The 13,835-nt window shown below is 69.3% G+C and carries 16 protein-coding genes; all 16 read left to right on the forward strand.

Going from position 1 to position 13,835, the window contains the following annotated elements; translation table 11 throughout:
- The first annotated feature begins 54 nt into the window (after positions 1–54).
- The 16 genes from rpoZ to lgt all read left to right on the forward strand — a co-directional run bounded on the left by rpoZ (position 55) and on the right by lgt (position 13,704).
- Entirely contained in the window at positions 55–309 is a 255-nt protein-coding gene (gene rpoZ / locus ACP699_RS02390; protein WP_017204385.1) for a DNA-directed RNA polymerase subunit omega, read from the forward strand.
- Positions 310–397: 88 nt separating this feature from the next.
- Entirely contained in the window at positions 398–1,591 is a 1,194-nt protein-coding gene (metK, locus tag ACP699_RS02395) for a methionine adenosyltransferase (RefSeq protein ID WP_141386743.1), read from the forward strand.
- 16 nt (positions 1,592–1,607) lie between these two features.
- A complete protein-coding gene (locus ACP699_RS02400; protein ID WP_055868129.1) occupies positions 1,608–3,566 on the forward strand; it encodes a hypothetical protein in 1,959 nt (652 codons plus the stop codon).
- An 18-nt stretch (positions 3,567–3,584) separates the two neighbouring features.
- Positions 3,585–4,505: a methionyl-tRNA formyltransferase gene (gene fmt / locus ACP699_RS02405; protein ID WP_151486379.1), complete on the forward strand. Its 921-nt coding sequence runs from the start codon at positions 3,585–3,587 to the stop codon at positions 4,503–4,505.
- Positions 4,502–6,001 carry an RsmB/NOP family class I SAM-dependent RNA methyltransferase gene (locus ACP699_RS02410; RefSeq protein WP_426168882.1) on the forward strand — a complete coding sequence of 500 codons (1,500 nt, stop codon included), beginning with the start codon at positions 4,502–4,504 and terminating at the stop codon, positions 5,999–6,001. Before fmt ends, ACP699_RS02410 begins: the two co-directional genes overlap by 4 nt.
- Before the next feature lie 4 nt (positions 6,002–6,005).
- Positions 6,006–6,686: a ribulose-phosphate 3-epimerase gene (gene rpe, locus ACP699_RS02415; RefSeq protein WP_426168885.1), complete on the forward strand. Its 681-nt coding sequence runs from the start codon at positions 6,006–6,008 to the stop codon at positions 6,684–6,686.
- The gene (locus ACP699_RS02420) at positions 6,683–6,946 is read left to right on the forward strand and encodes a phosphoribosyl-ATP diphosphatase (protein WP_017830573.1); all 264 of its coding nucleotides are present in this window, start codon (positions 6,683–6,685) and stop codon (positions 6,944–6,946) included. The genes rpe and ACP699_RS02420 overlap by 4 nt, the downstream gene beginning before the upstream one ends.
- A gap of 38 nt (positions 6,947–6,984) precedes the next feature.
- Complete coding sequence (hisG, locus tag ACP699_RS02425) at positions 6,985–7,827, forward strand: ATP phosphoribosyltransferase (RefSeq protein ID WP_055872502.1); 843 nt, start codon at positions 6,985–6,987, stop codon at positions 7,825–7,827.
- Complete coding sequence (hisF, locus tag ACP699_RS02430; protein ID WP_055868143.1) at positions 7,827–8,588, forward strand: imidazole glycerol phosphate synthase subunit HisF; 762 nt, start codon at positions 7,827–7,829, stop codon at positions 8,586–8,588. The genes hisG and hisF overlap by 1 nt, the downstream gene beginning before the upstream one ends.
- Positions 8,585–8,965 (forward strand): phosphoribosyl-AMP cyclohydrolase, encoded by a 381-nt coding sequence (hisI, locus tag ACP699_RS02435; RefSeq protein WP_200942468.1) that lies wholly within the window; start codon positions 8,585–8,587, stop codon positions 8,963–8,965. The genes hisF and hisI overlap by 4 nt, the downstream gene beginning before the upstream one ends.
- The gene (locus tag ACP699_RS02440; RefSeq protein WP_426168891.1) at positions 8,962–9,549 is read left to right on the forward strand and encodes a Trp biosynthesis-associated membrane protein; all 588 of its coding nucleotides are present in this window, start codon (positions 8,962–8,964) and stop codon (positions 9,547–9,549) included. Before hisI ends, ACP699_RS02440 begins: the two co-directional genes overlap by 4 nt.
- Before the next feature lie 47 nt (positions 9,550–9,596).
- Entirely contained in the window at positions 9,597–9,827 is a 231-nt protein-coding gene (locus tag ACP699_RS02445) for an HGxxPAAW family protein (protein ID WP_017830578.1), read from the forward strand.
- A 2-nt stretch (positions 9,828–9,829) separates the two neighbouring features.
- Positions 9,830–10,600 (forward strand): indole-3-glycerol phosphate synthase TrpC, encoded by a 771-nt coding sequence (gene trpC, locus ACP699_RS02450; RefSeq protein WP_174799579.1) that lies wholly within the window; start codon positions 9,830–9,832, stop codon positions 10,598–10,600.
- A complete protein-coding gene (gene trpB, locus ACP699_RS02455; protein ID WP_055868152.1) occupies positions 10,600–11,868 on the forward strand; it encodes a tryptophan synthase subunit beta in 1,269 nt (422 codons plus the stop codon). Before trpC ends, trpB begins: the two co-directional genes overlap by 1 nt.
- Entirely contained in the window at positions 11,865–12,668 is an 804-nt protein-coding gene (gene trpA, locus ACP699_RS02460) for a tryptophan synthase subunit alpha (protein ID WP_426168895.1), read from the forward strand. Before trpB ends, trpA begins: the two co-directional genes overlap by 4 nt.
- Before the next feature lie 10 nt (positions 12,669–12,678).
- Positions 12,679–13,704, forward strand: a complete 1,026-nt coding sequence (gene lgt / locus ACP699_RS02465) for a prolipoprotein diacylglyceryl transferase (protein ID WP_055868158.1) — start codon at positions 12,679–12,681, stop codon at positions 13,702–13,704.
- Positions 13,705–13,835: the final 131 nt, after the last annotated feature.

Here is a 13,835-nt window from a genome sequence, read left to right on the forward strand (position 1 = left end):
CGCCTTTCGCACCGTCTTCGCGACGATCCCGTCGCCTGATCAGGAGGTCTCACCATGGCCGGACACAACAACGGCATCATCGATCCCCCCATCGACAACCTGCTCGACCGCGTCGACTCGAAGTACGAGCTCGTCATCTACGCCGCCAAGCGCGCGCGTCAGATCAACGACTACTACTCCGACCTGCACGAGGGAAACCTCTTCGACAACGTCGGCCCGCTCGTGGACTCCTCGGTCGAGGACAAGCCGCTCACCATCGCGCTGCACGAGATCAACGAGGACAAGCTCCGCCTTCGTCACGCAGAGTGATATTCGAGACCGCGCCTCCCGTACGTCGGAGGCGCGGTCCAGAATGGGTGCAACACCCTCCATCCGTCCGTCCCGTTCTGGAGTACCGATGAGCGCCCTGCGTCTGTTCACGTCCGAGTCCGTCACCGAAGGGCACCCGGACAAGATCTGCGATCAGATCTCCGACAGCATCCTCGACGGCCTCATCGCGAAGGACAAGGGTTCCCGCGTCGCCGTGGAGACGCTCGTCACCACGGGCCTCGTGCATGTGGCCGGTGAGATCCGCACCGACGCCTACGTCGACATCCCCACGATCGTGCGCCAGGTCGTGAACGGCATCGGCTACACCTCCAGCGACACCGGCTTCGACGGTTCTTCGTGCGGCGTCAGCGTCTCGGTCGGCGAGCAGTCGACCGACATCGCCCACGGCGTCGACAGTGCCCAGGAGCACCGTGACGGGTCATCGGTCGATCCGCTCGACGCTCTCGGCGCCGGTGACCAGGGCATCATGTTCGGCTTCGCGACGAACGAGACACCGCAGCTCATGCCGATGGCCGCCTGGACCGCCCACCGCCTCGCCGAGCGTCTCACCGAGGTGCGCCGCAGCGGAGCGCTGCCTTTCCTGCGACCCGACGGCAAGACCCAGGTCACGCTCGGCTACGACGGCTTCACACCGAAGACCGTCGATGCGGTCGTGGTCTCGACCCAGCACCACCCCGACATCTCGCAGGAAGAGCTCAAGGCACAGGTCCGTGAGCACGTGATCGACCCGGTGCTCGCGACCACCGGGCTCGACCTCGACGACGTCACCTTCTACATCAATCCCGCGGGTCCCTTCGTCACCGGCGGCCCCAAGGGCGATGCCGGTCTCACCGGCCGCAAGATCATCATCGACACGTACGGCGGGGCCTCCCGCCACGGTGGCGGCGCCTTCAGCGGCAAGGACCCGTCCAAGGTCGACCGCTCGGGTGCCTACGCCACGCGATGGGTGGCGAAGAACGCCGTCGCCGCAGGTCTCGCCGACCGCCTCGAGGTGCAGGTCGCCTATGCGATCGGCGTCGCGCGCCCTGTGGGTCTGTACGTCGAGTCCTTCGGCACGGGCAAGGTGTCGGACGAGGTCATCACGCGCGCGATCAACGAGGTGTTCGATCTTCGTCCGCAGGCGATCATCGAGCAGCTCGACCTGTTGCGCCCGATCTACGCCCAGACGGCCGCCTACGGGCACTTCGGCCGCGAGCTCCCCGATTTCACCTGGGAGCGCACCGACCGCGCCGAAGAGCTGCGCCGCGCTGCCGGGCTCTGATGGGACCGCGGTCCTGATGCCTCCGGAGAGCCGGCGCATCGCGCGCGTGCTCCTCGATTCCCCTCTGCCTCAGCTCGATCGGCTCTTCGACTACGCCCTTCCTGCGCAGTGGGGTGAGGTTCCGCTGGGTGTTCGTGTCCAGGTGCCGCTGCGCACCGCGGGGCGCGTGATCGACGGCTACGTGGTCGACATCGACACCGAGGACGACGCCGACCGGGCGCTGTCAGAGGTCGAGAGCGTGGTGTCCACGGTGCCGGTGCTCCCCGAGCGTCTGCACACCCTCGCGCGTCGCGTCGCGGATCGGGCAGCGGGTTCGGCGTCCGACGTGTTGCGCCTGGTGATCCCCAAGCGTCAGGTGCGCGTGGAGAAGGCCTGGACCGCAGACACGCCGGCCGAGACACCCGATGCGGAGGCACTCCTCGTCGCAGAGGAGACCGTCGGCCTGTACGACGGCCTCGGCGAGGTGCTCGACTCGGGCGGGCGCGCGGCTGTGGAGGCGATTCCCCAACTCGTCGACGGCATGCAGGGATGGGCCCGCCTGCTGGCCGCGTCGGCCGCTCGCATGCTCGCCGCCGGCAGATCATCGATCATCGTCGTGCCCGACAGCCGTGACCTGGACCGGCTCCTCGCAGCTCTCGAGTCCCTCGTCCCCGCCGGTGCTGTGGTGCGTCACGATTCCCGGCAGAGCAACCCCGATCGCTATCGCGGCTTCCTCCGCACCCTCGAGGACGCCCCCTGCATCGTGGTGGGAAACCGATCGGCCGTCTATTCTCCCGTCGTGGCGGGACTGGTCGCGATCTGGGACGACGGCGATCCGCTTCTGGGGGAACCGCTGGCCCCGTACGTCAACGCACGAGACGCCGCCCTCCTGCGTCAGGAGCTGGAGGGGTCGGCCCTGCTGTTCGCCGGCCACACGCGGACGACCGATGTCGAGCGCCTGGTCGTCCTCGGCTGGCTGCAGGATGTCAGAGCGGCGCGCCGTGTGCTTCCTCGCGTCGTGCTCAGCACACCGCAGGAGATGGAGCAGCCGACCGCCCAGCGCATGCCGTCCTCCGCCTTCCTCGCCGCACGCACCGCTGCAGCCGAGGGCCCGGTGCTCGTGCAGGTCTCCCGACCCGGCTTCTCGCCCTCTCTCGTGTGCGCGGACTGTCGGGCTCCGGCGCGCTGTGCGCACTGCGGGGGGCCGCTCGGCGCGAAGCACCGTGGTGCCGTGCCGGTGTGCGCCTGGTGCGGCCGGGCCGCCAGCACCTGGTCGTGCCCCTCGTGCTCCTCGACGAAGCTGCGCCTCGCCTCTTCGGGCAGCGAACGCACCGCCGACGAACTGGGTCGCGCGTTTCCCGGCGTTCGGGTGATCGTCGCCGACAGCGCGCACCCGGTGGAGCGCGTCTCGGCGGCACCTGCGCTGGTGGTCGCCACACGCGGTGCCGAGCCCATCGCCGACGGCGGTTATCGCGCTGTCGTACTCCTGGACGGCCCGCGCATGCTCCAAGCCCCCGATCTGCGCGTCGCCGAGTCGTGCCTGCGCTGGTGGTCGAACGCGGCAGCACTGGCGGCGCCGGGCGCTCCGATCCACCTGGTCGGCGTCAACGGTGCCGCAGCCAGGGCGCTGGCGACCTGGAACCAGGCGGGCCACGCCAGGGTCGAGCTCGAGAGCCGCGCTCCGCTGCACATGCCGCCGACGACGCGAGTGGCCCTGGTGCAGGGCTCGGCGTCTGCGGTCGCCGGCGCACTGGCCGCGCTGAACGACCTCGCCCTGCCTGCCGATGCGGTGCTCGGCCCTGTCCCCGTCGAGTCCGACGACATCCCGCCGCGGGTCCGCGCTCTGGTGCGATTCGAGTACGGCGCGGGGGCGCGCGTCGCGACCGCCCTGCGCGCCGCGGTCGTGGCGGAAGCCGTCAGCGGGCGTCGCCGAAAGGGGCGTGCGACCAAGAGCACGCTCTCCGTCCGCCTCGATATCCTCGAACCAGAGCTCTGACCCTTCCGGAGAACCTTCATGCGCCTCGTCTTCGCCGGCACACCCGCTGCGGCTGTGCCCACCCTTCGCCGTCTCGCGGCATCCCACGACATCGCTGCCGTCGTCACTCGACCGGACGCGCCTCTCGGGCGTCGTCGCGTGCTGACCGCGTCGCCGGTGGCTCAGGCGGCCGAGGAACTGGGGCTCCCGATCATCAAGGCCGCCCGGCTCGACGATGCCGTGACAGCCGAGATCACTGCGCTCGAGGTGGACCTCGGCGTGATCGTGGCCTACGGCGGCCTGGTGCGCGAACCCCTGCTCTCGGCGCCGAGAGCAGGATGGATCAACCTGCACTTCTCGCTGCTGCCCGCCTGGCGCGGAGCGGCACCGGTACAGCGCGCTCTGATCGCCGGAGACGCGGTGCTCGGAGCGAGCGTCTTCCAGCTGGTCGCTGAGCTGGATGCCGGCGATGTGTTCGCGACGCACGCGGTCGCTGTTCCAGAGACCGCGACGGCAGGGGAGGCCCTCGAAGCGCTCGCGTCGGAAGGTGCCGGACTCACCGCAGACGTGGTCTCCTCGATCGCGGACGGCACGGCGCTGGCGGTTCCCCAGGAGGGCGAGCCGACCTTCGCCGCCAAGCTCACCCTCGCCGACGGACTGCTCGACTGGAATCAGCCGCTCGACGCCGTGTTCGCCCGCTTCCGCGGCGTGACCCCCGAGCCGGGAGCACACACGACCGTCGCGGGTCAGCCTCTCAAGGTGCTCGAAGCGGCTCCGGCGCCGGATGCCGAATCGCTCGCTCCCGGGCGTCTCCGGGGCACCAAGACCGCCCTCCACATCGGCACGGGCACCACACCACTCGCTGTCACGCGGGTCCAGCCCGCTGGCAAGGGCGCGATGAATGCAGTCGACTGGTGGCGTGGTCTGCGCGGCGGCGACGAACTGGTGGCCGGAGCATGAGCGACGAAGGGCGGAGCCGCCGATCCACGCCATCGAACGGGCGACCGCGTGGCGCGCGAGGTGCGACAGACGGGCGCCGTGGTGGTCAGCGCAGCCCCGTCCGCACCGTGCAGCCCGCCCGACGGGTGGCCTACGACGTGCTGCGCGCGGTGTCGGAGACCGACGCCTACGCGAACCTCGTGCTCCCCACGGCGATCGCTGAGGCGCGACTCACGCCTCAGGATGCGGCTCTCGCCACCGAGCTGACCTACGGCACGCTGAGGCGCCTCGGCACCTATGACGCGATCATCGCCGCCGCGGCAGATCGCTCGCCGGACAGCATCGACCCCGCCGTCCTCGATGCGCTGCGCCTCGCGGTGCATCAGCTGCTCGCCACGCGTGTCGCCTCGCACGCGGCCGTCAACGAGTCCGTGAACCTCGTGGCCACGGAATCCGGACGAGGAGCGTCGAGCTTCGCGAACGCGGTTCTCCGCAGGATCACCCGTGAATCGGGCGAAGAATGGCAGACGCGCATCGAGCAGCACGCGCGGTCCGACGATGAGCGGCTGGCGCTGCGCGCCGCGCACCCGGTGTGGGTGATCCGCGCTCTGCGCCGTGCTCTCGCGGCGGAGGGCCGTGGCGAGGAGCTGGAGGCGCTCCTCGAGGCCGACAACGCCTCGCCGGATGTGACACTCGTCGCCCTTCCGGGGCTGGCCGAGCCGGGGGAACCCCGCCTTCCCTACGCATCGACGGCGTTCGTGTCTCCCGGGGGCGATCCGCGTCGTGCGGTCGAGGGTTCCGGTGGCACGGTGCGCGTGCAGGACGAGGGATCCCAGCTCGTGGCGCTCGCCCTGGCCGGTGCCGCTCCGATCACCGCCGGCGAGCGCTGGCTCGATCTGTGCGCCGGCCCCGGCGGCAAGACCGCTCTCCTGGCCGCAGTGGCGCACGAGCACGAGGTCACTCTGGAGGCGAACGAGATCGTTCCGGTCCGGGCGCGACTGGTGCGCAAGGCGCTCAGAGCCGTACCCGGCGAGATCGTCGTGCACGAGCAGGACGGGCGTGCACTCGCGTCGGCTCGGCCGGGGGAGTTCGACCGTATCCTCGTCGATGCTCCCTGCACAGGCCTGGGCGCACTGCGCCGTCGCCCTGAGGCGCGGTGGCGGAAGTCTCCGGCCGATGTCGCCGAACTGGTACCGCTCCAGGTGGAGCTGCTCTCGGCGGCCCTGGACGCTCTCGCCCCCGGCGGGATCGTCGCCTACGTCACGTGCTCGCCACACCTCGCCGAGACCACAGGGGTCGTGAAGGAGGTGCTGCGCGACCGCGCGGACATCGTCGAGCTCGACGCCCGTGCGGCGATCGCCGACGTCGCTCGCTCGCCGATCGATCTGGCCGACGAAGGCCGGACGGGTTCGGGTAGTGCTCAGCTCTGGCCGCACCGCCACGGGACGGATGCCATGTTCCTCGCGCTCCTGCAGCGCACCGCAACGGAGAACACTCCATCAGGGAAGGAAGACTAGGACCGTGGAACTGCCTCGCGCCCCGCGCATCAACCCGAGCATCCTCGCCGCCGACTTCGTGAACATGCAGGCGGATCTCGCCCGGATAGCGATCGCTGATTTCGCGCATGTCGACGTGATGGACAATCACTTCGTCCCCAACCTGACGTTCGGTCCGCAGATGGTCGAGCGCATCCAGGCGACCAGCCCGATCCCGCTCGATGTGCACCTCATGATCACGGATCCCGAGCGATGGGCTCCCGAGTACGCGGAGATCGGCGCGGCGAGCGTCACCTTCCATCTCGAGGCCGCGGACGACCCCGTCGCGCTGGCGCGCCGGCTCCGCGAGATCGGCTCTCGGGCCGGAGTCGCGGTGAAGCCCGCGACGCCCGTGGAATCCCTCTACGACGTGCTCGACGAGTTCGATCAGATCCTCGTGATGACCGTCGAACCCGGTTTCGGTGGACAGAGCTTCATGCCGGAGACGATGCCGAAACTTCGCGCTCTCGCCGAGGAGGCGCGTCGGAGAGGATCCCAGATCTGGCTCCAGGTCGACGGGGGCATCTCCGATCGCACCATCGAGATCGCGGCCGCCGCGGGTGCCGACACCTTCGTGGCGGGTTCGGCCGTGTACGGCGCCGATGATGTCGAGGCGGCCGTCACCCGGCTGAGAGACCTCGCCAGAGCCGCTAGCCTGGAAGCGTGAAGACTTTCGACGAGCTGTTCGCCGAGCTCAGCGTCAAGGCCGAGACCCGCCCTGAGGGATCGGGAACGGTCGCCGAGCTCGACGGCGGTGTGCACACGATCGGCAAGAAGATCGTGGAAGAAGCCGCCGAGGTGTGGATGGCTTCCGAGTACGAGTCCGACGAAGCCGCCGCCGAGGAGATCTCGCAGCTGCTCTATCACGTCCAGGTGATGATGCTCGCCAAGGGCATCAGCCTGCAGGACGTCTACCGACATCTGTGATGCGCTCCGTTCCGATCACCTCGAACTGAAAGCACTCCATGCTGCGCATCGCTGTTCCCAACAAGGGCTCGCTCTCCGAGACCGCCGCCGACATGCTCGCCGAGGCGGGCTACGCCGGTCGACGCGACCCCAAGACTCTGCACGTCATCGACGCCGAGAACGACGTCGAGTTCTTCTTCCTCCGGCCCAAGGACATCGCGACCTACGTCGGCTCCGGCGCGATCGATGTGGGCATCACCGGTCGTGATCTCCTGCTCGACGCGCGTATGCCCGGCGCTCGGGAGATCGAAGCGCTCGGCTTCGCCGGCTCCACCTTCCGCTTCGCCGCTCCGACGGGGCGCTACACGGATGTGACCGAGCTCGACGGCCTGCGCATCGCCACGTCGTATCCGGGACTGGTCGACGCGTTCCTCGACGAGCGCGACATCGCGGTCGATCTGGTGCCGCTCGACGGCGCCGTGGAATCCGCGGTCCGCCTCGGCGTCGCCGACGCGGTGGCCGATGTCGTCGAGACCGGAACGACGCTGCGTCAGGCCGGGCTCGAGGTGTTCGGTCCCGTCATCCTGGAGTCGGAGGCCGTGCTCATCGCCGGTCCCGTCGATGCCGAGGGCGCGGAGACGCTCCTTCGCCGCCTTCGCGGTGTGATGGTCGCTCGTCGCTTCGTGATGATCGACTACGACCTGCCCGTCGCTCTCCTGGACGACGCCGTGAAGATCGCCGGCGGCGTCGAGTCTCCGACCGTCTCACCGCTGCGCGACCCCGAGTGGGTGGCGGTGCGGGTGATGGTCGCGCGCTCGCGCGTCAACCCCGTGATGGACGCGCTCTACGCGCTCGGTGCGCGGGCCATCCTGGTCACCGCGATCCACAACGCGAGGCTGTGATGACGCTCGCCAGCCGTGTCATCCCGTGTCTCGACGTGGCCGACGGCCGTGTCGTCAAGGGCGTCAACTTCGAGAATCTCCGCGACATGGGCGATCCCGTCGAACTCGCCCGGCACTATGCCGCGCAGGGTGCGGATGAGATCACCTTCCTCGACGTCACCGCGACCGTGGATGCGCGGGCGACGACCTACGACGTCGTCCAGCGCACGGCGGAACAGGTGTTCGTACCGCTGACCGTCGGCGGGGGAGTGCGCAGCGTCGACGACGTGGCACGTCTGCTCTCCGTCGGCGCCGACAAGATCGGGGTCAACTCGGCTGCGATCGCGCGTCCGGAACTCATCGGCGAGATCGCCGATCGGTTCGGTGCGCAGGTACTCGTGCTGTCCCTCGACGTGAAGCGGGCCCCCACCACGCGTTCGGGCTTCGTGGTGACCACGCACGGGGGCCGTACCCAGACCACCCTCGATGCCCTCGACTGGGCGCGCGAGGCCGCGGAACGCGGTGCCGGTGAACTGCTCGTGAACTCGATCGATGCCGACGGCACGCGTGACGGCTTCGACCTGGAGCTCGTCCGCCTGATGCGGGAGGCCGCCTCCGTGCCGGTCATCGCTTCGGGAGGCGCCGGGCGGGCTGCCGACTTCGCTCCGGCGATCAAGGCCGGTGCGGATGCCGTCCTCGCGGCGAGCGTCTTCCACACCGGTGCGCTCACCGTCGGAGACGTCAAGGACGCTCTTCGCGCCGAAGGGGTGCTCGTACGATGACCGACGCAGACATGCAGGCGACTTCCGTGGACGAGCGCATCGCCCAGGTCGCCTTCAACGCCGACGGACTCGCGCCCGTGATCGTGCAGCAGTGGGACACGCACGAGGTGCTCATGCTCGCGTGGGTCGATGCAGAGGCCCTCCGCCGCACGCTCACGTCCGGGCGAGCCACGTACTGGTCGCGCTCGCGTCAGGAGTACTGGCGCAAGGGTGACACGTCCGGTCACATCCAGGTCGTGCGTGAGGCCCGTCTGGACTGCGACGGGGATGCGATCCTGCTCCTCGTGGCGCAGACCGGTCCCGCCTGTCACACCGGAACGCGCACCTGTTTCGACGCCAACGATCTCCAGGCCCTCACCGGGACGGAGCAGTCATGACCTTCGCGCAGCGGGGCCGCTCCCTGTCCGTCTCCGGTTTCCTCCTCGCCGGTGCGATCGGCATCATCTCGTCGACCCAGACATGGCTGACGGTCGAACGCGCCGACGCGGGCGAGGCGATCCTGGTCCCCGGCGCGTCCGCCCTGGTGCTGCTCGCCCCGCTCAGCCTGGCGGTGTTGGCGCTCGGCGCCGCGCTGTCGATCTCCGGCAAGGTCGTCCGTCTGGTGTTCGGCGTGCTCGCGGGGGCGACGGCTCTGTTCCTGGGCTGGTCGACACTCCAGCTGCTGCTCGCCGAGCCCTTCGACGCCGTCGCCGCCACGGTCACCGAGGTGACCGGCCTCGCCGGTGGTGACGCGGTCCGTGAAGTCGTGGTGAGCATCGTGCCCTCGGCCTGGCCTTTCATCGCTCTGGTGGGCTGGGCCCTGCTGCTTCTCGCCTCCGTCGTGGTCCTGATGACCTGGCGTGGGTGGAAGGTCGGAGGCCGGCGTTACCGCACCGACCACGTCGAGGTCGCGCACAATGGCCCCGTCGACGCCGTGGATTCCTGGGACGAGCTGTCCCGGGGAACAGATCCGACCCGTTGACCCCGATAGACTGATTCCGAACTGCACGTCGTCCCCCGGAGGAGAACATGACCAACCCGATCGCCGACCCCGGCCACGGACACTCGCCTGCAGCCTGGACCGCCGTCGTGATCATGCTGGTCGGCGTCGCCGCCGGCACCGTCGCCTTCTGCTTCGAGCAGCCTGCCCTCGTCGTCGCCTCGGTCGCGCTCATCCCGATCGGCGCGATCGTCGGCTGGGTGCTCGCGAAGGCCGGCTACGGCGTGAAGGGTCCGAAGTACGCTCCGAAGGCGCACTAATGGTGCTCGCCGACCTGACGGCCGGCGCTGTCGCAGACGCTGAGCGTCGCGCCCTGTCGCGCCCGCTGGCCGCCCTCGAACGAGAAGCGCTCGCGCGCCCCGCCGCCAAGGACGCACTGTCGTTCCTGGCACCGGCGGATCGTGTCAAGATCATCGCCGAGGTCAAGCGGGCGAGCCCGTCCAGGGGAGCTCTCGCAGAGATCCCCGATCCGGCTCTCCAGGCCTCTCTCTACGAGACCGGCGGGGCATCGGCGATCAGCGTGCTCACGGAGGAGCGCCGCTTCGGCGGCAGCCTCGCAGACCTCGAGGCCGTGACGGCCCGGGTGTCGCTTCCGGTGCTGCGCAAGGACTTCATCGCCACCCGCTACCAGGTGCTCGAGGCACGTGCGGCGGGTGCCGACCTCGTCCTGCTGATCGTCGCGGGGCTCGAACCCGACGTTCTGCGCGACCTCTACGGTTTCATCGGCGAGCTGGGCATGACCCCCCTCGTCGAGACGCATTCCGCCGAAGAGCTCGAAGCCGCGATCGACCTGGGTGCACCGCTCATCGGGGTGAACGCGCGCGACCTCAAGACCCTCGAACTCGACCGCGACCTGTTCGGACGCCTGGTCGAGCGCATCCCCGACACGGCGGTGAAGATCGCCGAGTCGGCGGTGCTCACGCCCGCCGATGTCGTGCACTACCGTTCCGCGGGTGCTGACGTCGTCTTGATCGGCGAGGCGCTCGTGACCGGCGACCCCGTCGCCACTCTCAAGAGTTTCCTGGAGGCATGATGAGCCTGCGCGACCAGCACGGCCCCTTCTTCGGTGAGTTCGGCGGGCGTTTCATGCCCGAGTCGCTCATCGCCGCGATCGATGAGCTGACCGCGGCGTACGAGGAGGCGATCGCCGATCCGGAGTTCCGGTCCGAGCTGGCGCATCTGCTCAGCTCGTACGCCGGCCGCCCGTCCGCGATCACCGAGGTGCCGCGGTTCGCCGAGCACGCCGGTGGTGCGCGCGTCTTCCTCAAGCGCGAGGATCTGAACCACACCGGCTCGCACAAGATCAACAACGTGCTCGGTCAGGCGCTGCTGACCAAGCGCCTGGGCAAGACCCGTGTGATCGCCGAGACCGGTGCCGGTCAGCACGGCGTCGCCACCGCGACCGCAGCCGCCCTGTTCGGCCTGGACTGCACCATCTACATGGGCGAGGTCGACACCGAGCGTCAGGCGCTCAACGTGGCGCGCATGCGCCTCCTGGGCGCTGAGGTCGTTCCGGTGACCTCAGGTTCGCGCACGCTCAAGGACGCGATCAACGACGCCTATCGCGACTGGGTGGCGTCGGTGGAGACCACCAACTACATCTTCGGCACCGCGGCGGGACCGCACCCGTTCCCCGCGATGGTCCGCGACTTCCAGAAGATCATCGGCGAAGAGGCCCGCGCCCAGCTGCTCGACGAGGTGGGTCGGCTTCCCGACGCGGTCGTGGCCTGCGTCGGCGGTGGATCCAACGCGATCGGCATGTTCGACGCGTTCCTCGACGACGAGGGCGTCAAGCTCTACGGCGTCGAAGCTGCCGGCGATGGCGTCGACACCGACAAGCACGCGGCGTCGATCGAGCGCGGGCGCCCCGGCGTGCTGCACGGCGCGAAGACGTACGTCCTCCAGGATGCGGACGGCCAGACGGTCGAGTCGCACTCGATCTCCGCCGGGCTCGACTACCCGGGCGTCGGTCCGGAGCACTCCTGGCTCGCCGACATCGGTCGGGCCGAGTACATCCCGGCCACCGATGACGAGGCGATGCAGGCACTGCGCCTGCTCAGCCGCACCGAGGGGATCATCCCGGCCATCGAGTCGGCCCACGCCCTCGCCGGCGCGCTGCGCATCGGGCGCGATCTCGGCCCCGATGGACTGATCGCGATCTGCCTGTCGGGCCGAGGCGACAAGGACATGGACACCGCCGCCCGCTACTTCCAGCTCTACGACGAGGCTGCTCTGGCACACGACGTCTCCGCGGAGAGCGAAGAGGAAGAACTGGCCGCGAAGGGGGAGCCGCAGCTATGAGCCGTGTCGAACAGGCGATCGAGCGCGCCCAGGACGCCGGCCGCAGCGCCTTCGTCGGATACCTCCCCGTCGGCTTCCCCGACCTCGAGACGAGCATCCAGGCGGCCATCGCCCTCGCCGAGAACGGCGTCGACATCATCGAGCTCGGCCCGCCCTACAGCGACCCTGTGATGGACGGCGCGATCATTCAGGAGGCGACGACCAAAGCACTGGCCGCGGGCTTCCGGATGGCCGACCTCTTCACCGCGATCCGCGCGATCACCGCGGCCACCGACGTCCCCGTCCTGGTGATGACGTACTGGAACCCGGTGATGCAGTACGGCATCGATCGCTATGCGGACGACTTGCTCGCGGCGGGCGGCGCCGGCCTCATCACTCCCGACATCACGCCCGACGCGGCAGGGGAGTGGATCGCCGCGAGTGAGCGGACGGGCCTGGACCGGGTGTTCCTGGCGGCCCCGACCTCCTCCGACGAGCGTCTCGACCTCGTCGTGAAGTCGTCCACCGGCTTCGTCTACACCGTCTCGACGATGGGCATCACGGGGGAGCGCGCCGAACTCGACCGCGCTGCCCGGACCCTGGTCGGACGCCTGCGTGCCCACGGAGCGCACCGCGCCTGCGTGGGCATCGGCATCTCGACCGCCGAGCAGATCGCCGGGGTGTCGGAGTACGCCGACGGCGCGATCGTCGGCACGGCCCTGGTCCGAGCCCTGCGCGACGGCGGCGTATCCGCTCTCGCCGAAGTCACCCGCAACCTGGCCACCGGCACCGCGTCGGTACGCCCCGATCACGAGAACTAGAATCGCACTCATGTCACTCGCGCTCCACAGCACCTTCACGAACGTGCTCGCCAGCATCCCGAGCCCCACGGTCTCCTATTTCGACCTCGGGCCGATCCGGATCCACTTCTACGCGCTGTGCATCATCGCCGGCATCATCGCCGCCACGTTCCTGACCAACCACCGCCTCACCAAGCGCGGTGCGGAGCCGTGGGTGGTCATCGACATCTCGATCCTCGCGGTGCCGCTGGCGATCATCGGAGCGCGCATCTTCCACGTGCTGACGCACCCGAACGACTACTTCGGCGAGGGGATCAACACCTGGAACCCCTTCCAGCCGGGCTCGGTGTGGGCGATCTGGGAAGGCGGAATCGCGATCTTCGGCGCCCTCATCGGCGGTGCCATCGGCGCGTACCTCGGGTGTCGCTGGACGGGCATCCGCTTCTGGACGTTCGCGGACGCCCTGGCCCCCGGACTGCTGCTGGCTCAGGCCATGGGCCGCTTCGGCAACTGGTTCAACAACGAGCTCTTCGGGCTGCCCACCGATCTGCCGTGGGGTCTGGAGATCCCTTCCACGAACTCGGCCTTCCCTCCGGGCCTCCCCGAGGGCACGCTGTTCCACCCGACCTTCCTCTACGAAGTCCTCTGGAACGGGTTGGGCGTCATCGTGCTGCTCTGGCTCGGGCGCAAGCTCTTCTTCCAGTGGGGCCGTCTGTTCGCGATCTACCTGATCTGGTACAGCGCGGGCCGCATCGTCTGGGAGTCGATCCGCATCGATCCGAGCGAGATCATCCTCGGTCTGCGCAGCAACGTGCTCGCGGCGATCATCGGCGTCCTCGTCGGCCTCGCGATCCTCATCGTGCAGACGCGTCGTCACCCCGGCCTCGAGCCCTCGCCGTACCAGCCGGGCCGCGAACGGAAGGACGCGGGCGCTGATGTACAATCGCAGAACAATCCCTCTGACTTCGTAGACGTGAGCGAGCCTCCGACCGAAGAAGTCACCGCAGGAGCCACCGCCACAAGCACTGCTCCCACGAGCGAGGACGGCTCTCGATAACGCCGCCTCGTGGCGGGAGAACCATTGCACTGAACGAGCGGGCCGACGTCGTCCCCGGGTTTCACTCGAAGATCTGAGGACGGTAACTGGTGTACTTCCAGCCCCCTTACGGCGCCTCCGGCGCATACCCC

This window comes from Microbacterium sp. DWRC1-3, from assembly GCF_049896645.1.
In the GTDB taxonomy this organism is placed as follows: domain Bacteria; phylum Actinomycetota; class Actinomycetes; order Actinomycetales; family Microbacteriaceae; genus Microbacterium; species Microbacterium maritypicum.